Annotated in this window: 15 protein-coding genes and 2 pseudogenes; 9 read left to right on the top strand and 8 right to left on the bottom strand. The window is 58.4% G+C overall.

The features are described 5' to 3' along the window. Positions 1–2 precede the first annotated feature (2 nt). From GVL52_RS16160 to GVL52_RS16150, 3 genes are read left to right on the top strand one after another with little or no spacing between them, the layout of a single operon-like run. The gene (locus tag GVL52_RS16160) at positions 3–3,953 is read left to right on the top strand and encodes an amino acid adenylation domain-containing protein (RefSeq protein WP_244619198.1); all 3,951 of its coding nucleotides are present in this window, start codon (positions 3–5) and stop codon (positions 3,951–3,953) included. Continuing rightward, positions 3,950–4,711 (top strand): 2,3-dihydro-2,3-dihydroxybenzoate dehydrogenase, encoded by a 762-nt coding sequence (locus GVL52_RS16155; protein WP_244619197.1) that lies wholly within the window; start codon positions 3,950–3,952, stop codon positions 4,709–4,711. The genes GVL52_RS16160 and GVL52_RS16155 overlap by 4 nt, the downstream gene beginning before the upstream one ends. A 22-nt stretch (positions 4,712–4,733) precedes the next feature. Continuing rightward, positions 4,734–5,642, top strand: a complete 909-nt coding sequence (locus GVL52_RS16150) for an alpha/beta hydrolase (RefSeq protein ID WP_244619196.1) — start codon at positions 4,734–4,736, stop codon at positions 5,640–5,642. Between the two features lie 33 nt (positions 5,643–5,675). Here the strand turns inward: GVL52_RS16150 and GVL52_RS16145 are convergent. Beyond that, a pseudogene (locus GVL52_RS16145) lies at positions 5,676–5,921 on the bottom strand (transposase); the annotation flags it as partial. A gap of 24 nt (positions 5,922–5,945) precedes the next feature. Beyond that, positions 5,946–6,935, bottom strand: coding sequence for an ABC transporter substrate-binding protein (locus GVL52_RS16140; protein ID WP_160008860.1), 990 nt, complete (start codon positions 6,933–6,935; stop codon positions 5,946–5,948). 152 nt (positions 6,936–7,087) lie between these two features. On the opposite strand from GVL52_RS16140, the gene GVL52_RS16135 reads away from it, so the two are divergent. Beyond that, positions 7,088–8,272, top strand: coding sequence for a M20 aminoacylase family protein (locus tag GVL52_RS16135; protein WP_160008858.1), 1,185 nt, complete (start codon positions 7,088–7,090; stop codon positions 8,270–8,272). A 15-nt stretch (positions 8,273–8,287) separates the two neighbouring features. Here the strand turns inward: GVL52_RS16135 and GVL52_RS16130 are convergent, their stop codons facing one another. Together GVL52_RS16130 and GVL52_RS16125 are read right to left on the bottom strand one after the other, a co-directional pair. After that, on the bottom strand, positions 8,288–9,052 hold the full coding sequence (locus GVL52_RS16130; protein WP_160008856.1) for an ABC transporter permease: 765 nt from the start codon (positions 9,050–9,052) through the stop codon (positions 8,288–8,290). A gap of 4 nt (positions 9,053–9,056) precedes the next feature. Further along, positions 9,057–9,881, bottom strand: coding sequence for an ABC transporter ATP-binding protein (locus GVL52_RS16125; RefSeq protein WP_160008854.1), 825 nt, complete (start codon positions 9,879–9,881; stop codon positions 9,057–9,059). Positions 9,882–10,184: 303 nt separating this feature from the next. Between GVL52_RS16125 and GVL52_RS16120 the strand changes: the two are divergent. Next, positions 10,185–10,544, top strand: a pseudogene (locus tag GVL52_RS16120) (transposase); the annotation flags it as partial. A 57-nt stretch (positions 10,545–10,601) separates the two neighbouring features. On the opposite strand, the gene GVL52_RS16115 reads toward GVL52_RS16120, so the two are convergent. From GVL52_RS16115 to GVL52_RS16105, 3 genes are all read right to left on the bottom strand, one after another. Beyond that, the gene (locus GVL52_RS16115) at positions 10,602–10,820 is read right to left on the bottom strand and encodes a hypothetical protein (RefSeq protein WP_160008852.1); all 219 of its coding nucleotides are present in this window, start codon (positions 10,818–10,820) and stop codon (positions 10,602–10,604) included. Between the two features lie 26 nt (positions 10,821–10,846). Then, complete coding sequence (locus tag GVL52_RS16110) at positions 10,847–12,766, bottom strand: hypothetical protein (RefSeq protein ID WP_160008850.1); 1,920 nt, start codon at positions 12,764–12,766, stop codon at positions 10,847–10,849. Between the two features lie 404 nt (positions 12,767–13,170). Then, positions 13,171–13,464, bottom strand: a complete 294-nt coding sequence (locus GVL52_RS16105) for an NAD(P)-dependent oxidoreductase (RefSeq protein ID WP_244619195.1) — start codon at positions 13,462–13,464, stop codon at positions 13,171–13,173. A 448-nt stretch (positions 13,465–13,912) separates the two neighbouring features. On the opposite strand from GVL52_RS16105, the gene GVL52_RS16100 reads away from it, so the two are divergent. The 4 genes from GVL52_RS16100 (at position 13,913) to GVL52_RS16085 (ending at position 17,580) form a co-directional block, all read left to right on the top strand. Beyond that, positions 13,913–14,635 carry a response regulator gene (locus GVL52_RS16100; protein ID WP_160008848.1) on the top strand — a complete coding sequence of 241 codons (723 nt, stop codon included), beginning with the start codon at positions 13,913–13,915 and terminating at the stop codon, positions 14,633–14,635. A gap of 470 nt (positions 14,636–15,105) precedes the next feature. Continuing rightward, positions 15,106–15,999, top strand: a complete 894-nt coding sequence (locus tag GVL52_RS16095; RefSeq protein WP_306440363.1) for an ATP-binding protein — start codon at positions 15,106–15,108, stop codon at positions 15,997–15,999. A gap of 103 nt (positions 16,000–16,102) precedes the next feature. Then, the gene (locus tag GVL52_RS16090; protein WP_244619194.1) at positions 16,103–16,813 is read left to right on the top strand and encodes a DUF3313 domain-containing protein; all 711 of its coding nucleotides are present in this window, start codon (positions 16,103–16,105) and stop codon (positions 16,811–16,813) included. Between the two features lie 149 nt (positions 16,814–16,962). Next, positions 16,963–17,580, top strand: a complete 618-nt coding sequence (locus tag GVL52_RS16085; protein WP_160008844.1) for an outer membrane protein — start codon at positions 16,963–16,965, stop codon at positions 17,578–17,580. A 386-nt stretch (positions 17,581–17,966) separates the two neighbouring features. Here the strand turns inward: GVL52_RS16085 and GVL52_RS16080 are convergent, their stop codons facing one another. Then, on the bottom strand, positions 17,967–18,695 hold the full coding sequence (locus GVL52_RS16080; RefSeq protein WP_160008842.1) for a GntR family transcriptional regulator: 729 nt from the start codon (positions 18,693–18,695) through the stop codon (positions 17,967–17,969). Positions 18,696–18,782 lie beyond the last annotated feature (87 nt).

The raw sequence follows: 18,782 nt of genomic DNA, 5'->3' as shown, positions 1-18,782 counted from the left end.
TCGTGGCGAGGCCAAGAGCGACGGCGGCGGCGGGCCAGCAGGCATGCGCTTTTCCACTGACACAGGCGCAGGCCGGCATCTGGTTCGCGCAAAGCATCGAGCCATCCAATCCCGTCTTCAACACCGGGCACTATATCGAGATCGAAGGCAGGCTTGATGTCTCGGCGTTGAAGAGCGCGGTGCGTCAAGTCGCGATCGAGGCCGACAGCCTGTCGGTTCGCATCGTCGGCAAGGACGCGCAGACCGTTGCAGAAAGCAATCGTCCACTGCTGCGCGTGGAGGATCTATCGAACCAGGCTGATCCGAGAGGATATGCGCTTGCGGCGATGCAGGCCGACATGCGCGCGCCGCTCGATTTGGCGAATGAGCCGCTCGCGCGCCAGGTGCTCTACCAACTCGGCGGCGGCCGTTTCGTCTGGTACCAGCGTATACATCACGTCGTGACCGATGGCTTTGCGACCGGACTTGTCATCCAACGCATCGCTGAAATCTACAATGCTCTGGTCGCCGGCGAACCGCTCGGTGCACAACTCGCCCCTCTTGATGTCGCTGTCAGCGAGGAGAGCACCTATCGAGGATCGGAGCGGGCCGATCGGGATGCAGCCTACTGGCGCGAGAACTTGCAGGACCTGCCTGATGTGACCGGCATGAAACCGGCGCTGGCGCGCACCTCGACGTCCTACACGCATGTCGAAAACCAGCTTCCCCAGGAAATGTGCGACAGTCTAATACAGCTTGCCCGCGCAACGAAACTATCCTGGCCTGACATCCTGACGGCGCTGGCCGCTGCCTATGTCGCCCGGCACGTCCGGCGCGATGAGGTCGTGATCGGCGTCCCCTTCATGGGGCGGTTCGGCTCGCCCGCGGCACGCGTCCCGACGATGCTGATGAATATTTTGCCGCTGCGCCTTGACGTGGATGAGGATGCCACGCTGGTCGAGTGGCTCAATCGGGCGGCCGGCCGCATCGCCGGTGACCGCCGCCATGGGCGCTACCGCGGCGAACAGATGCGCCGCGACCTCGGCCTGGTCGGTGGTCAGCGACGGCTCTATGGTCCGCTCGTCAACGTGTTGCCCTTCGACGCGCCGCCAAGGCTTGTCGAGGTGGAGACCAAGCTGGTGCCTCTGGGGACCGGCCCCGTTGACGACATCACGTTCAGTTTCCGCGGCGACCCAGCGGCGCAGCGCTTCAGCCTCGCAGTCGATACCAATCCCACCCTTTACGAGGCGGGCGAGGCGGAGAGCCATGCCACGCGCCTTACAGCCTTCATTGGCGCCGCCATCGAGGCTGCCCTTGCAGACCGGCCATTGCGCGACGTTGAGACAGTGACCGACGAGGAGCGTTGCTGGCTGCTCGAAAGCCTGAACGATACGGCGCATCCGGTTACAGACAGGACGTTATCGCAGCTGCTGGAAGACAGCTTCTCGTCCTTTGCCGGCAGGGAGGCTATGCGCTTCGGCAATATGTCGCTTACCTATGCCGATCTCGATCGCCGCACGGCGGCGCTGGCCGAAGCGCTTATGGCGCGCGGTGCCGAGCGGAATGCGATCGTTGCCGTGACGCTGCCGCGCTCGCTGGATCTCGTTGTGGCACTGATCGCGATCCTGCGCGCTGGCGCCGCCTACATGCCGTTGGATCTCAGCCATCCGAAAGAACGGCTGGAGAGGATCCTTGCATCTTCGCGCCCAGTGGTTGTCCTCGGCGCCCATCATGCGGAGCTACCCGGCACGGTTCCGGCCTTTCCCCCTTCTGCATGGCCGGTCGAGCCGCGTCGCACGGCCCTTGCGGAGACCGACGGCAACAGTGCCGCCTATGTGATCTATACGTCCGGTTCGACCGGCGAGCCGAAGGGGGTCGTCGTTGAGCATGCCGCGATCGTCAACCGGCTCGAATGGATGCGCCAGCACTACGGTTTTGGCCCTGACGATGTCATTCTTCAAAAGACGCCGATGACGTTCGACGTTTCGGTTTGGGAATTCTTTCTGGCCTTCCTTTCCGGTGGATGCCTGGTGATTGCGCCGCCCGAGGCGCACAGGGACCCGAGAGTGATGGCGCAGATGATCCGCGACGAGAAGATCACAACGGCGCACTTCGTACCGTCCATGCTGTCAGCCTTTCTGGCTGAACCCAGCGCGCGGGATATTTCCATGAAAAGGGTCTTCTGCAGCGGCGAGGAACTCACCGTCGATCTGCGCGACCGATTTCATGAACGGGTGACGGCGGAGCTGCACAATCTCTATGGTCCGACGGAGGCCGCGGTCGATGTCAGCTATTGGCCGGCAGGCCCTGATGATGTCTCTCGCCCGGTTCCGATCGGCCGTCCGGTTTGGAACACTCGTCTCTACGTGCTCGACGAGCAGATGCGGCCGGTTCCCGTCGGCGTCGAGGGGCATCTTTATCTCGCCGGCGTCCAACTGGCCCGCGAATATCTCGGCCAGACGGCGCTGACGGCAGAGCGCTTCATCGCCGATCCTTTCCATCCAGGCAAACGCATGTATCGCACCGGCGATCTCGCGCGCATTCGCGCCGACGGCGCAATCCTCTATCTCGGGCGCTCCGATCATCAGATCAAGCTGCGTGGTTTGCGCATTGAACTTGGAGAAATCGAAGCGGCGATCCTCTCGCATCCAGAGGTGACACAGGCAGTCGTCGTTCTGCGGGAAGACCCGGCGGGAGAAAAGCGTATCATCGCCTATGCGACCCTTGAGAACGGGAAGGCAGGTGATGGGGTTGAGGCAGATATTCTCGCACGTGCCGGACGCCTGGTGCCCGATTACATGCTGCCGTCTGCGATTGTCGTCGTCGATGCGCTGCCGGTGAATGGCAGCGGCAAACTCGACCGCAAACGCCTACCGGAGCCCGTTTTCGCCGGCGGCCGGGGAAGGGCGCCGGCAACGGAAAGCGAAAAGCTGATCGCCATGTTATTCCAGCGGGTCCTGCAGGCGCGCGAGCCGTTTCAGGTCGATGACGATTTCTTCGATCTCGGCGGGCATTCGCTTCTGGCGGTGGAACTGATGCTGCACCTGCGCGAAATCAGCGGCCATGAGCCGGGTATCGGCGTCCTGTTCGAACATTCGACCATCGGCAGATTTGCCCAGTATCTCGATCGCGGACCAACAACTGCGGGTGCAGGATTGCAGCCGATCATCAAACTCAACACTGCAGATGCTGGAAAATCCCCAATCTTCATGCTTCACCCGGCCGGCGGACTTTCCTGGTGCTACAACGGGCTTGCCCGGGCGCTCGGTGCCGACCGTCCCGCCTGGGGCGTTCAGGCGCAGGCGCTCGATCGGGATGCGGAGGCGCCGCAAAGTCTTGCGGAGATGGCACTCGACTACGCGCGGCGCATCGCGTTCATCGCTGCCGGAGAGACGATCCATCTTGTCGGCTGGTCGGTCGGCGGCATTCTCGCCCATGCCGTGGCGATACAGCTGAAGGAGATGGGCCATCGGGTCGGCATCACCGCCATGCTGGATGCCTATCCCTGCGACAACTGGCGCAACGAGCCAGATCCGGGACCGGGCGCCGAACTCAAGGCGCTGCTTGCAATCGGCGGGCATGATCCTGATGCGCTGCCAGACCTGCCGCTGACCCGCGACGCAGTGATGACCTTTCTGGCTGAAAGCGGCAGTCCTCTCGCCAAGCTGCCGCCGGCGGCCCTGGACGGTATGGTCCGCGTGGTTGCCCTCAACAATCGCTACGTGCGCGCCCACCATCATCGCCTCTACGATGGTCCGGTTCTGCATTTCAGGGCGGCCAACGATCATGCGGATGACGGGCGCAGCCTTCGGCCGGAGAGCTGGATGCCATACGTCGGTTCGCTCGATATTCGCAATGTCCCCTTCGTTCATGCGCATATGACCGGGGCGGAGGCAACGTCCCATATAGCGCCAACCTTGAAGGCGGCGCTTCTTGATTATGACATGCATGAGGAATTGGGAGACGCGTTGTGAATGAGTTCGAAGGAATGACAGCGTTCCTGACGGGGGCTGCCGGCGGGATCGGTCTTGCCGTGGCCAAGGCGCTTTTGCGCGAGGGTGCAAGAGTTTTTGCGACCGACGTTTCGGTGGACAGGCTGGCGGAGCTTGCATGCGACGATCTCTGGGCTTGCTCGCTCGACGTGACGACGAGCGCCGAGGTGAACCGCGTGATAGACGAGATCGCGGCGCGATCGGGTGGCATCGACCTTGGCGTCAATATCGCTGGTGTGCTTTCAACGGCGACGGTTCTGGAAACAAGCGATGCGGAATGGGAGCGGGTATTTGCGGTCAATTCGACAGGTGTGCTTCATGTCTCGCGCGCGCTGGCGCGTCATATGGTGCCGCGTCGCAAAGGCAGCATTGTCACGGTGAGTTCCAATGCCGCCGGGATTCCGCGCAAGAATATGGCGGCCTACGCCGCCTCGAAGGCAGCAGCGACGATGTTCACCCGCTGCCTCGGCCTGGAACTGGCCGAGCATGGTATTCGCTGCAATATCGTTGCGCCCGGCTCGACGCTGACATCGATGCAGACGGGTATGTGGAGCGATAAAAGCGGCGGGGAGCGCGTGATCGAAGGCTCTCTGGAAAATTTCAAGACCGGCATTCCGCTTCGCAAGCTTGCGACCCCGGAGGATATCGCCAATTCGGTCCTCTTCCTGCTGTCGGAGAAAGCAGCGCATATCACCATGGCTGACATCTACGTCGATGGAGGCGCGACCCTTCATGCGTGACGAAGCCAAAGGAAAGACACCAGTGCCCCTCCAGCCACGCAGCGACATCTCCGAGGACGTATCGGGGATGTCGATTCCGCAATCGCTGGCCATGCCGGGCTGTCAGCGGTTTGCGTTGCGGTCATCGGAAACGGGGCTGGATTACGAAATCTTCGTCTATGTCCCGGAGACCGAGCGGCCCGCTTCTGGCTTTCCTGTCATTTATGTTCTCGATGCCAATTCGGATTTCATCACCGTCGCGGAGACCGTCCGGCGTGTTTCCCGGCGTCCGAAAGCGACCGGGATCGTTCCTTCGATCGTCGTCGGTATCGGCTACCCCAACACAAACGGATACAATATCGACCGCCGCCATCTGGATTTCACGCGCGGCCCCGCGGACGCAAGCGTATTTCCGGACAAGGCGAGGGACGGGTGGGGCGGCCAGGCGGCCTATATCCGGTTCCTCGGCAATCAGTTGCTGCCACACATCCAGTCATGGCTGAATGCCGATCCGGACTGTCGTGTTCTTCTCGGCCATTCGCTTGCCGGCTATTTCGTGCTTGATCTGCTGGCGCAACACCCTGACATGTTCAACAGCTATATCAGCTTCAGTCCTTCGGTCTGGTGGGACAGGTCCGGTCTATTGCGGACGCTGGCGTCGGCACAGCGCATTGCGCGGCCGATCCGCCTCTATACGGCCGTTGGACGTTGGGAGCAGGAACTTGCGCCCTGGCAGCGAAGCGAGAATTTCAGCGACCAATATCATGAGGTCCGCAAGGTCAGGCGGATGATCGACAATGCCCGTGAGATCTCACACGAAGTCGGCATGGCCTTTGGCGACCAAGCGAATGTCGGTTTCGAGGTCGGCCATGACGAGGACCATGCGACGATCGTGACGGCGTCTCTCTGCCGAGCACTGCGCTTCGTCGGAGCAGGTTTTGCGGTCTGCTGATTTATCCCGGCTGTTCAAATTTCCGAGCCAACTATGCTTGACCATGATCTGCGCCATCGCGCCCAGATATGGCAATCGCCGGATGTATTGGTTTCCCCTCTTGGAAATCCGTCCCATTTTCCGTTTGCCGCCGGTGGAATGCGGTTTGGGTGTGAGAGCAAGCCAAGCAGCATGGTCTCTGTCATTGTCGAAATTGCGGACATCGGTTGTCGTCGCGGCGATGATGGTCGCCGAAAGCACGCCTGCAACGGTGGCCAGCCGTTGGCTTGTCTCATCCTGCTCGGCGCATCAGTATGCTGCTGCCTATGGCTTGACGACGTAGGCAACCTTTTCAGCAGTGGGTTTCTGGGCCAGCGGCTGCATCCTGGTGACGACATCGATGTTGTGTTGGACCCGCGCCATGTCCCACGCATAGCCGTTCTTCTTGAACGTCGCACTGTTAAAGGCAAACCCGAAGGAGAATGGTACGATCTCCACCTGGCTCGACTTCTGCATGCCTTCCACGCGTGCCACCATCGCATCAATCGCGCCATCCGGATTTGCCAGGGCAAGATCGTAAGTGCACTTGGACGCCGCAACAAAACGGGCCACGAGGTCCGGCTTGTCCGCCAACAGCTTGGTGGAGGTGAAGACAGAAGCATTGTAGATGCCGAGTTCTTCCCCGTAGCTGATTGAGCGCACTTTCTTCCCTGCCTTCGATGCAACGGCCTGGATGCCGACGACCGAGGTGACATAGCTTGCCAGCGAATCCGCCTGCCCCTGCAGAAGCAGGCCGTTGAGCGTCGAAGGGTCGGATGTGATGATCTTGACCTTGGAAATATCTGCGCCCGCCAGCTCCATGCCAAGCGGCAGGGTTTGCATGGCGGCATTGCCGTTGGACGAAGCGATGCTGTGGCCTTCGAGATCCTTCAGGGTCCTGATGGGACTGCTGTCCATGACGGCGATACCGGCAGGCGAGTCCGAGACAACAGGCATGATCGCTATCACAGGCACATTGGAATTGCCGATGCTGGCGATGATCGTGCTCAAGTCGGTAATCCCGAAATCGGCAACGCCCGTGCCGATCTTCGTTACCGCATCGGCTGCCCCATAGCCGCGGTTGATTGTCAGATCGATTCCCTCGTCGCTGAAGCAGCCCTTTTCCAACCCGAGATACCAGGCCGCCGAAATGCCGCCCGGCGTCCAGTCCAGCTGGAAGGTCACTTTGTCTGCAGCAGCAGCGGCGCTAGAGCCGGCGGCGGCGACGCTGACAAGCAAGGCGGCGGCGATGCCGCTTTTGACGAAATAGATCAATGTAATTCTCCCAACCGACCGATCAAAAAAGCGCTGGCTTGTGGAATACCAGTAGAATACCGTTAGAATTCTGTCTAGTGCCGTTTCGTTGTGCGCTGCTTCTTGATGGTCAACGAATGGGCAGGCGGGAATAGCGAGAGAGGATCGATCAAATGGACAAGAACGCGGTGATGGCGGGCCTCAAGGTCTACGAAGGTGAGTTGAAAGCTCTGCGCCATGATATCCACATGCATCCAGAAACCAGCTACGAGGAGTTTCGTACCTCCGCATTGGTGATGGAAAAGCTCTCCGCCTGGGGGATCCAAGCCGAAGGCACAATCGCAGGCACCGGCGTCGTTGCGACGATCAAGGGGAGCAGGCCGGGGCAGCGGGCAATTGCCCTGCGTGCCGACATGGATGCACTCAACATGGACGAAACCAATACGTTCGGGCATCGCTCTACAATCCCCGGCAAGATGCATGGATGCGGTCATGACGGGCATACGACCATGCTTCTCGGCGCTGCTCGCTACCTGAAGGAAAATCCGGATTTCGCGGGCACAGTACACTGTATCTTCCAGCCGGCCGAAGAGGGCGGGGCAGGTGGCAAGCGTATGATCGACGAAGGGCTGTTCGAGCGTTTTCCAAGCGACGCGGTCTATTCGCTGCACAACAAGCCGGGCTTGGAAGTGGGCAAGTTCATCACGCGCAAAGGCCCGCAATTGGCATGTGCGGACAGTTGGACCGTCACGTTCAAGGGAACGGGTGGCCACGGTGGGGCGCCGGAAAAATCGACGGATACCACGATCCCGCTCGCGCATTTCATTCTCGGGCTGCAGTCGATCATAGCCCGCAACGTACCGGCGTTGGATTCGGCTGTGCTGAGCATCGGCATCATCCGGGCCGGCACGAGCCATAATGTCATTCCGGCCGAAATTCAGGTCACGGGAACGAGCCGCTGCCACAAGCCGGAGGTCCGTGCTCTTCTCGAAAAGCGCCTGCGCGAGATCGCGCAACACTGCGCCGCGATGTCAGATTGCTCCGCCGTGGTCGACTATGTGCAGGGATACCCGCCGGTCATCAATGCACCGCGCGAGACCGACACGGCGATCGCGGCGATTGCCGCTCTGGTCGGCAGCGGCAATGTCGATGGCGACAGCCCGCCGATCAATGCGGCAGACGATATCGCCTACATGCTGGAGAAGCGCCCCGGCTGCAACGTGATGATCGGCAACGGCAAAGGGCCCAGCTTCAAGAACAACCACATGCCGGACTATGATTTCAACGACGACATTCTTGTTCTCGGCGCCGCCTATTGGGTGAGCCTCGTACACCAGGAACTGAATGCCGCGACCTGACGCGATGGTACGGGCTCAGCGGCCGACGGAAGCATTGGTCCAGGGAAAGAACAGTCTCTGGACCAGTCCGACCGCCTGGTAGAGAAGCACGCTGATGATGGCGAGCATAGTGACGCATGCCATCGCCATGGCGATCTCGAACTGCGAGGTCGACGAAATGACCAGAAAGCCAAGCCCCTTGTTGGCATTCACGAATTCCGCCACGACCGCACCGACGACGGCCACCGTCACGCCGATACGCAGTCCGCCAAAGATAAAGGTCATCGCATGCGGCAGGCGGATGGTCAGGACCTCGGTCAGCGTGCTAGCGCCGGTAACCGCTGCAAGGTCACGCATCTCCTCGGGCGTATCGAGAATGCCGGTCGCGGTAGCGACCATGATCGGGAAGAAGGCGATCAGCATGACGATGATCAATCGCGCGGTCATGTCGGTGCCGAAAATGACCACGATGACCGGCGCGATTGCCACGATCGGAATTGCGTTGAGGAATACGATGATCGGATAGATCGCTTCCGAGACCATTCGGTTGACGGAGACTAGCACGCCAAGCGGAATGCCGACGAGACAGGAGAGGGCAAAGCCGAGCAATATGGTTTTCATCGTCTCGGCCGTATTGGTCACGATCGTGAAACCGAGACGCGAACCGCCTTCCAAGATGTCCATAGGCGACGGCAGGAGATAGACCGGGATCTGCAGAATGGTGCTGATTGCTTGCCAGACTGCCAGAAAAAGCACGAAGGCGGCGATCGGCAGGATGATCGATCTGTAACGGTTGAACATGGGTTTACCTCACCGGCCGCGGTTCAAAAATCTGATCGCGAATGTCTTGCGTCAGCGAAACGAATCTCGGATCCGACGGTGTGTTGTGCGTGCGCGGCTTGGGAATGTCGATCTCCAGCAACTCCTGCAACCGCCCGGGCCGCGCCGACATGACCGCGACGCGATCGGAAAGCAGCACCGCCTCGCTGATCGAATGAGTGACGAGCAGGATGGTTTTGCCGGTTTCGGCGTGGATGCGCAGAAGATCGATCTGCAGGTCCTCGCGGGTCAGCGCATCGAGCGCGCCGAACGGCTCGTCCATCAGCAGCACTTTCGGGTCCAGCACGAGGCTTCGACAGATCGCCACACGCTGCTGCATGCCGCCGGAAAGTTCGCGCGGCATTTTTGTCGCCATGTCCGCGAGCCCGACCAGATCGAGCAGCCGCATCGCTTGCTGATGATCTTCGCCCGGGATACGTCCCTTCAAAACACGCACCGGATAAAGAACGTTGCGCAGCACGTTCAGCCAGGGCAACAATGTCGGTCGCTGAAACACGATCGCAACTTCCGAAAAACCCTTGCGACGTTCTCCACCATGGATGCGCAGTTCGCCCTCGCTGGGCTTGAGAAGGCCGGCGATCAGCCGAAGCGTCGTCGACTTGCCGCAGCCGGACGGGCCGACCAGCGACAGGATTTCTCCCGGATAGATGGACAGATTAAGTGAGGACAAGGCAGTGACCCGGCTGCCGTCCCGAGTGTCAAAATAAACCGAGATTTTGTTGAGATCTATCAAGGCCGGCGGTCGGATGATTTCACAGGACTGAGTGGACTGTCTTTCGGGGATGGCCATGCTATATCCTCAGCTGGCGGGCTGTGATGAAAATTTGAGCGCGCCTAATAAGCGATCAAGACAAGTGATAATTTATGGAATACCGTTTGTCGACCGCTATGGAGTAATTTCTCAATCCTCTCTTTTGTTGGTCATTGGGAATATCGGCAGCTCCCCGACGTTTGACTGTTCCCGTTGCGGTCTTTCCAGGAGTTCTGGGTGCTTGGCCTTGCGGAATTTCACCACGAAATCGATCAGTAGGCGCTCTTGTCGCCGAACTTTCTCGGCAGGAATTTTTCGATCATGGTCTTGTCGGTGACGCGGTTGATCGATAGCCACAGCGTCAAAACTACTGAAAGCGGCGGCATCCGGGACTATGATGCGGGCAAGAAGACCAAAGGCCACAAACGCCATATTATCGTCGATATGCTCGGCCTGATGGTCGGTCTCATGGTACACAGCGCCGAGATCCAGGATTGCGACGGCGCTCCCGGTCTCCTGAAATCCATCCGCCACAGGTGGCTATGGTTACTGCATGTCTTTGCCGATGGTGGCTATGCGGGCGACAAGTCGAAGCGGCGACTGAAAAGTTAGCGCCGGACGGTGGAGATCATCACGCGCTCAGACAAGGCGAAAGGCTTCCAGCTTCTGCCGCGTCGGTTGCGGGGCGAACGGACCTTCGCCTGATTTGGCAGATGCCGAAGCTTGGCCAACGACGTCGAACGCTTTCGAATCCGTCTCTTAGACAACGAAGCGTCCCGAGAAGGCGTCCTGTGCAGAGTCAACGACGACAGCCACGTTCACATCCTTCGTAATGATTGACCCCTTCATTGCAAGGTCAGTCACAACCTTCAACCCACCTGACTTTGGCGGGGCGAGCGGCACGACCGTTCCGTTCGTCAGATCGGCGACCCAAAGACCTATTTCCCCGACGATGCTTATGACAACGACCTTCGACATTTTTTCTCTCCTGAGATGATGACTGTCTAAAATCCGGCCTTCTTGAGGCCCTCACGGTATAAGTCCCGATGCCACGCCTGCTTTATTGGAATCACAGAAAGCCATTTTTCCACGTCAAATTCAGGGTTAGCGCGCCGAGCCCTCTGCACGATCATCGATGCCTGGTCCAATTGGCCGAGCATCGCCAGATTGGCGGCTGCAAGTCTATCGGCCAAACCCGGATCGGTCATCTGGTTGATGTAATCCAGTGATTGCTCAAATTGGCGCAGCGCATATGTCGCCCCGGCGGCCGTCCATAGATAGGTATCTGGGCTGAGAGGATTGAGGTCGATAGCGTGTTCGATTTTCCGTAAAGCCGGTTCCGGACGGGAAAAATGAACCAATGTATCGGCGTGGTCTGCTATAACATCCGCGTAGTGCGGGCCGAGAATTTCGGCCACTTCCATCGCTTCGGCGCTTTCATCAATTGCGCCCTGCAAAAGTTTGGCGAAACCAAACTCTCGATAACCATCTGCAGAATCCCCGCGCGCTGCTATCGCCTGTGCAGCGAAGCCCTCCGCCTGCTTCAGCAATCCCGCATCGCCTCGTGCGGTCAGAAGCCATTCTTCCGAATAGGTCCGAGCCAGGGTGCTGAGCGCCGGAGCGAAGTCCGGGCTAGCACTCAGAGATGCCCTCATCTGGTTGCGTGCGCGTTGCAAGTTCGGGAGAGTGAGCTGCGAAAGATACCGTTTGCCGACAAGGTAGCGATGGTAAGCCGTTGGATTAAGAGCAACATCGGCGCGCTCGATATCATGTCGCGCGATCTCAGTTGAAATGCAAAGTGCGACATGTCGCGAAATCAATCGCCTGTCGCGCACAAGATCCAGATTGTTCAGGCTAAACCGCTCTGCCCAGACAATTTCATTGTTATCAACGAATATCAACTGCGAGTACAGTCTGAGACTGTCTCCACTGTCACTGATGCGAGTATCGAGCACATAGTTGATGGAATGCTGTTTGAAGAATGCCTGCTGTACTTCCATCTGGTGGCCAATTTGCACGGCGGAATAAGGGGCGATAACCTGAAGGCTGTTGAACGCACAAAAACCGATCGTGATATCGTCAATCAGCGAGGATGCCAGGACACCCGCGGCCGGGGCGATGGCTTGGTTGCTGGGTGGCAGCAGAACCAGGCGTGGGAGGGATTTTTCAAGCGGGGCAACGAGTTCAGATTTCGCCGATGGGGGCAATCGGCCCAAAGAGTTTATCTGGCGTTCAACGGGCACGCCGTTCACGATAGTGCTGCCGCGTAACACCGCCTTCCTCCGTTGATCGAAGTGGGCCTGAAACGCATTGACGTCCTCTTCGGCGTTCAACGCCTTTACAAGCAATTGCAATGTGTCGTCATCGGACGGTTCATCACGGAAGAGGATAAGCGCGGCCTCCCTGAGAAGTGCAGCTTCGTCTTGACTATGTCTTTGGTTCGCAACGATCCTTAAGGCATCTTTGAGGAGGGCCGCGTGATAGAACCTCCGCGCCGCCTGCCAGCTTTCAAATATGTCGCTTCGGCAATTGACCGATGCCATGAAGGTTTGGCGCATCAATTCGACAATAATCTTCAGCGCATAGAAGGAATCAACGGATTGCAAGAGCTTTTCGGAGGGGAAATCAAGCGACACGAAGCGCCGATCAACGCGAACCTGGCCGCCGGCGAACGTAAGGAGCGCTGCTCCAAGTTGAATTTGCCGCGCCTCGATACTTGCAATCGTTTTCCGCATTCTCGACAGCGATCCACTGACATCGGCTTCTCCCCAAAGGAATTCGGCCAATGTCGTCCGATCATCTGAACCCGCTTCCTTGGCAAGCAGATAGCCGAGAAGAAGCAGGCCATTTTCTGGGAATGGAGCCACATGACCCGCCTCATCGACAAGTTGCAGAACTCCGAATGTTTTCAGCACAAACGCCATTCTATGCTCCTGGAAGGGCGAAGCGCCACTGGCGATGTTTCACCTCAGGCAACGATTTAAAACTCTAGATCGCATATGATTGACTTGTGCATGCCTTGCTTCAATGCTGACGGAAATCAGTTGGGCCATTCGGGCATGCATCCACTCTGGGTTACGCGCAGCTAAGATTGATGCATACCGGTTCCGCGGGAAAATGTTACACCGGCATCTCATAGCACGGAGATAAACAACTTAAAAATGCATTCTGCGATGCAGAATTTAATTTCTGAATCGCGGTTGCACGGTTAGCCTGAGAGGCTCCACGTGCGCGCCACTTCGGGGTGACGGTGGAGACGACGCCCCATCGGTTTCAGAGCGTGAGCAAAGAGACGCCGGAGCGCCAACCCCGATGCGAAGCTATCCAGTCATTGTGTTATCTGGTTTCGCATGTGGCCCTGCTCCAGCAATATTTTGACCGTTTGGGCCGCGTTCCGGCGCATCTCGACAGCGGCGTGATCGGAGTAAAAGGCGTTGTGCGGCGTGATTATCAATCGCCCTCCAAGCCACGTGTCACGCTTGCGCCACGCTGCCAGCAGCGGATGGTCGCCTGGAGGCTCCTGCGCCAAGGTGTCAATGGCGGCTGCAGCCAGACGGCCATCTCGCAAAGACCCTTCGAGCGCATCGAGATCATCGAGAAGTTCACCGCGCGCGGTGTTCACCAGGATCGCTTCCTCGATGACATCGACATCTATGCCGCAGATCTGCGATGCCCATTGCAGGGTCTTCCGCCCTGTGCCGGCCCCGAACTGGCCAGAGAAAGCCGGGATTGATACCCGTTGCGCTGAACGAGCCAGCTATCAGTCGCAAAGCCAGCTTCAGCGACTTGGGTAACGCCGGGGGATATCACGGGCTATCGTCTGTGGCTTGCACCGCGATTGCTCACATCCCTTTGCCTTTGATCGCCACCGCGCGACATCACGTTTCCGCTGCTTGCGCAAATCTTGAAGTCACAACATATCTCAACATATCGGAATATTTTCGTGCACATCAAATGCTATAGTCGCCGACGTCGCGTCGTTGAGAATCTGCGCCGATTTCGTTTCGAAGGCGAGGGCGCTCGCGATCACGTTGCGGCGAAAGATCCGTAACCATGCTGAAGTGATGTGAATGGCTGAAAGAGATCAACCAAAAATCCTGGTCGTCGAGGATGACAAGGAGATTGCCTGCATGCTGGTTGATCTCCTCAGAACGAATGGATTCTCTGCCTTTTCGGCGGGAAGCGGCGTCGAGATGGACGCGCTGATGAAGCAATCGGATTTCGATCTGCTGCTGCTCGATGTGATGCTTCCCGGCGAGGACGGTTTCAGCATTTGCCTGCGGCTCCGTGGGGCAGGAAAAATGCCTATCCTGATGCTCACCGCGCAACGCGAGGATATTGATCGCATTCTCGGATTGGAACTGGGCGCAGACGATTACGTCACCAAGCCGTTCAATTCGCGCGAGCTGCTTGCCCGTGTCAGAAGCATATTGCGCAGGGCCGCCTACACCGAGGAGCGCGACGATGCATTGGGGCCGCTGACATTTGCAGAATGGCGCATCGATCCGAAGAGCCGGGAGCTCCATGATCCCGAAGGGGCGCAGGTGTCTATGACGACGGCCGAATTTGACCTGCTTCTGGCGTTCTGCCGTAACCCGAACAAAATTCTCACGCGTGAGCAGCTTTTGTCGATGACACATGCAGGGTCTGCAGGGCCGGTCGAGCGCAGCATCGACGCGCATATCAGCCGCGTCCGGCAAAAGATCGAGCCCAATCTGAAAGACCCGACCTTCATAAAGACCGTGCGATTGGGGGGCTACCTTTTTGCCTCCAAAGTGGAACATGCAGCGTGAAATTTCTCCGTGGCGCATCGCTCAGAAATCAGATTCTGCTTCTGGCAATTTTGCTTGTCGTTCTGGTGTCTCTGGTCGCGGTGGTATCGGAACCGTTCATCTACGGGCGGCATGACAAGGGCCTGGAGATTGGCCTTTTCGCGGGAAAGGCCGAACTCGTCGTTTCCCGGTTTGCACGTGCCGCAACGATCGCAGATGAGGACGCTGCACTGCAAACGGCCGCAGAAAATGGCCTGCGCTTAAAGCGGATATCTGCACAGGAGATGACAGGGCAGGCGGTCGTCAACCTCCCAAAGGACGTTCTGGCGGCCACACGAGCTGCAATCGACCCAAGCTTCTTCCAGGCTCTTGCAGATCTCGTGACCCATCGCCACCGGCCGGAAGACCTGGTCATCAGGATCGATGCTGACAGAGCGCTTCAACTGCAACTGCCGACGTTTCCCGACTACCTGTGGTTTGCCCCAGCCGTCTTGAGCGGGCTGCTGAAGATCATCGTTCCGCTGGTGGTGCTTGGTTATTTCAGCAGTTGGCTGATCACTCGGCCTTTGGAGCGCATTGCCGCGGCTGCAGAGCGTGAGAGCGTGCTGGACGAGACCTGGGCCGAGCCGTTCGATGTGGAGGGAGCGTCAGAAATTCGAAGCCTTGCAAACTCCCTCAACCTGATGAGGGCACGCATCCAGCATATGGCTGTTGACCGGACCCGTGTACTGCGTGCTGTCAGTCATGATCTGCGCACGCCATTGACGCGTTTGCGGATGCGAGCCGAGCGGTTCGAACAATCAGACCTGAGGGATCTGATGCTGCGTGATATTTCGACGTTGGCTGCGATGATCGATGAGAGTCTCGCCTTTCTCAACAACACGCCTGAGGAAAGCCGGAAGGTTGATCTATCAAGCCTGATCCAGACCATATGTTCCGATTTTACCGACACGGGACACCATGTCGTGTTTGAGGGGCCGCGTAGGCAGGTCTTCGTCTGCAAGCCACAGGGCATCACCCGGGCAATTTCCAACCTTGTCAGCAATTCTGCGCGCTATGCCGAAAAGGTGACGATCGAGCTGGAGCCGATGGCAGCGGGCGGCGTGAGGATTATTGTCAGAGACAATGGTCCGGGTCTTTCGGACGACCTCAAGAGGCGTGTTGCAGAGCCGTTCTTCAAGGCGGACGAGGCCCGACAGAGCGGCAAGGCGGGCGGCGGATTTGGATTGGGTTTGCCGATCACCAAGGGCATCGTCGAGAAGGGACACAACGGGACATTCCTTTTGCTCGATAACAAGCCTACGGGCCTCGCCGCGGTGATCGAACTCCCTCCGCTTGATGCATTGCCGACTGCGTCCGGTCGTCGTGATGGGCCTTCGGGCTGATCCTGACGCGCGCCGCACCGAGATGTGTGTCGTCGTTAGCGCGCAGGAACGCGAACATTTCGTAATATTAAAGAAAACTAGGCAACACGGATATTCGTTACCCGTGTTCCAGCAAAACATGCCGATCGGCATATCTCAGGCTGGAGCAAATCTGTTGGCGAATACATGTCGAATTGGCGCAATCTTCGCGCTTGTCAGCTTGGTTGTTACTGGCTGTACCACGCCCAACCCGGTTGTCTATGAGGGCCTGGCATCTGCGGCGGAGCTTCTGCCGAATACGGTGGACAAATCGGGCCGGGAGCCGTTTCGCTATCAGGGTAACGCGGATTGGAGCCAGTACGACAAAATCATCGTCGATCCGGTTACGGTCTACAAAGGCAGGGACAACCAGTTTGGCAAGGTCCCGGACAAAGACCGGAGTGAGCTCGCGGGCTATATGCAGGCAACGTTCACCGGCCGTCTGAGAGGCCGATTTGCGATGGTGGCCGCGCCCGGACCACAAACGCTGAGGCTCCGCCTGACACTCACCGGGGCAAAGACCACGACGCCGGTTCTCGGCCCGTTCTCCCATCTTGATGTCGGCGGGGGCGTTTACAATGGCGTCCAGGCAGTGCGTGGCCGCGAGGGTGCCATGACCGGATCGGTGACATACGCCGTCGAGGTCTACGACGCTGCGAGTGATCGCCTGCTGCTCGCCTATGTGGCCAAGCAGTATCCGAATGCCATGAACGTCGGTGCGACCTTCGGCGCGCTGAAAGCGTCGATGGTGGGCATCGACAAAGCTGCGGACGAGCTTGCGCAGAAGCTTAGATAGGTGCGGCGAGGAACGCGCGCATTCCGCAACATAATGCAATCTTAAAAGACACTCCTGAACACGGATCGGCGGCATAGTCCGCGGGTGATCGGTCGGGTGGCCGCTCTTGCTAACCCGACTTCATTTCTGAAACAATATGAGGGATTTACATGTATCTGAAAATCGTAGCCGCGGCCGCTCTAGCTCTCTGCCCGGCGCTGCCAACCTTTGCCGCTGACATGATCACTGAAGAGGCCGCGCCTCAGGCCCAGGAGCAGGCCTACTCATTCTATGACTGGTCCGGTTTCTATCTTGGCGCGCAAGGTGGCTATTCCTGGAACCAGGCAAGCTATCCGGGTGCCGACCAGAAGCTCGACAGCGGTTCGTTTGGCGCTCACGCCGGCTACAACTTCCAGCATGGCAACATCGTCTACGGCATCGAAAACGACTTCAACTACAATTTCGAAAAGAGCGATGAAACGGGATTGGAATGGGACGCCTCGGGTCGTGCCCGTGTGGGTTATGCCTGGGACCGCACCCTGTTTTTCGCAACAGCCGGTCTCGCTGCTGCGGGTGCCAAAGTCGATGTGCCGGCCGCCGGAAAGAAAGACGACATTCTGATCGGCTGGACTGCCGGCGGCGGTGTTGAGCATGCGATTACCGACAACATCCTCGTCAGAGGTGAGTATCGCTATTCCGACTTCGGCAAGAAGGATTTCGGATCAACGATTGGCGAGGTCGGAGCCACGCAGAACAAGTTTGTGGTGGGTGCCAGCTACAAATTCTAACAGGCTGTAGGGATCGGCCGCGTGCCGGTCCCTCTTGTCCGAAATGGGGCAACGATCGGCGGTCGGTGTGGAGGTCCATATCCGGAAGGGTAGGTTGCTCTACACACCCTTCTGCATTGTGCCATCACGACGGTCACGCCCATACAGGGATAGAAGGTGATTCCATTGTAGGTTGTCGCTTCCAGACCTGCGGAGCCCTCTCGATGTCGTCCGATCAATCGGACCACGTTGCACGCTTATCCCGGTTGGGACGACCGCCGCTCCATTTGGTGGCAAGGTCGTCGGGGTGGGGCAGCATTCACAGGTCGTCGCTTAAGCTGATTTATCCAGAATAAACGCGTTCTGCGTGTGCATATTCTGTTGCGAATGGAGAAAAGGCCGATTTGTTAGCGGGTCCTGCCGCGCTTTTTTTGGCCCATTTCAGCTCGCTGCTGCTCGAGATACGCCAGGATTGGTTCAACGCCATCGGTGAGGTCTTCTTGCAAGGCGGCGACAAGCGCTTGCGGGTCGGAGGCTTTTAAGGCCTTCGTCATTGCGCCGTGGTGAACATGGTCTTCCTTGGTGCGTGAGCGCGTGCTTGCGCGAAGCAGCGGGCCAATCCTCAGCCACAATCCTTCCACGACAGATGACAAAATCGGCATCTGCGCGATCTCATAGATCGCAAAGTGAAAACGACGATGAACGGCAAGATACTCCTCAATGCATGTTTCACCGATCGACAGCATTTCCTCGTAAAGGTCGCTCACCCTTTTCACATCTTGGCTCGTCGCAAGGACCGCCGCTTTTTCGCAGGCGCATGATTCAACACGGAGACGAAGAAGTATCACTTCGCGATACGAATTTGCGCTCAAGATTGGAACGCGAAAGGTGCGGTTTGGGAGCGCTTCGACTGCCCCTTCCGATCGCAGGCTGGACAAGGCCTCCCGCACGGGCATCGGGCTGATCTTCAGCTGAGCCGCCAAGGGTCTGAGCTTCAACATCGAGCCAGGTTCAAACGCTCCAGACAGCAAAGCCTCGCGAAGGATCATATAAACCTTCTGATTGAGTGCGAGCGTGGGCTGGTTGCCCTCCGCTCCCGCAGCTTTGTATGCAAGCGCCGGCGCTTCTTTTTGCATCAAAAACCCCACATAAAATCGTGATCACAAAATAGCGCATTCCTGATCCGAATTGCAATAAAAATCATAAGAAAGTTCAAGGACATG

It is taken from the genome of Rhizobium sp. 18055 (assembly GCF_902706285.1).
GTDB lineage: Bacteria > Pseudomonadota > Alphaproteobacteria > Rhizobiales > Rhizobiaceae > Rhizobium.
This window is presented reverse-complemented; position numbering and strand designations above follow the sequence as displayed.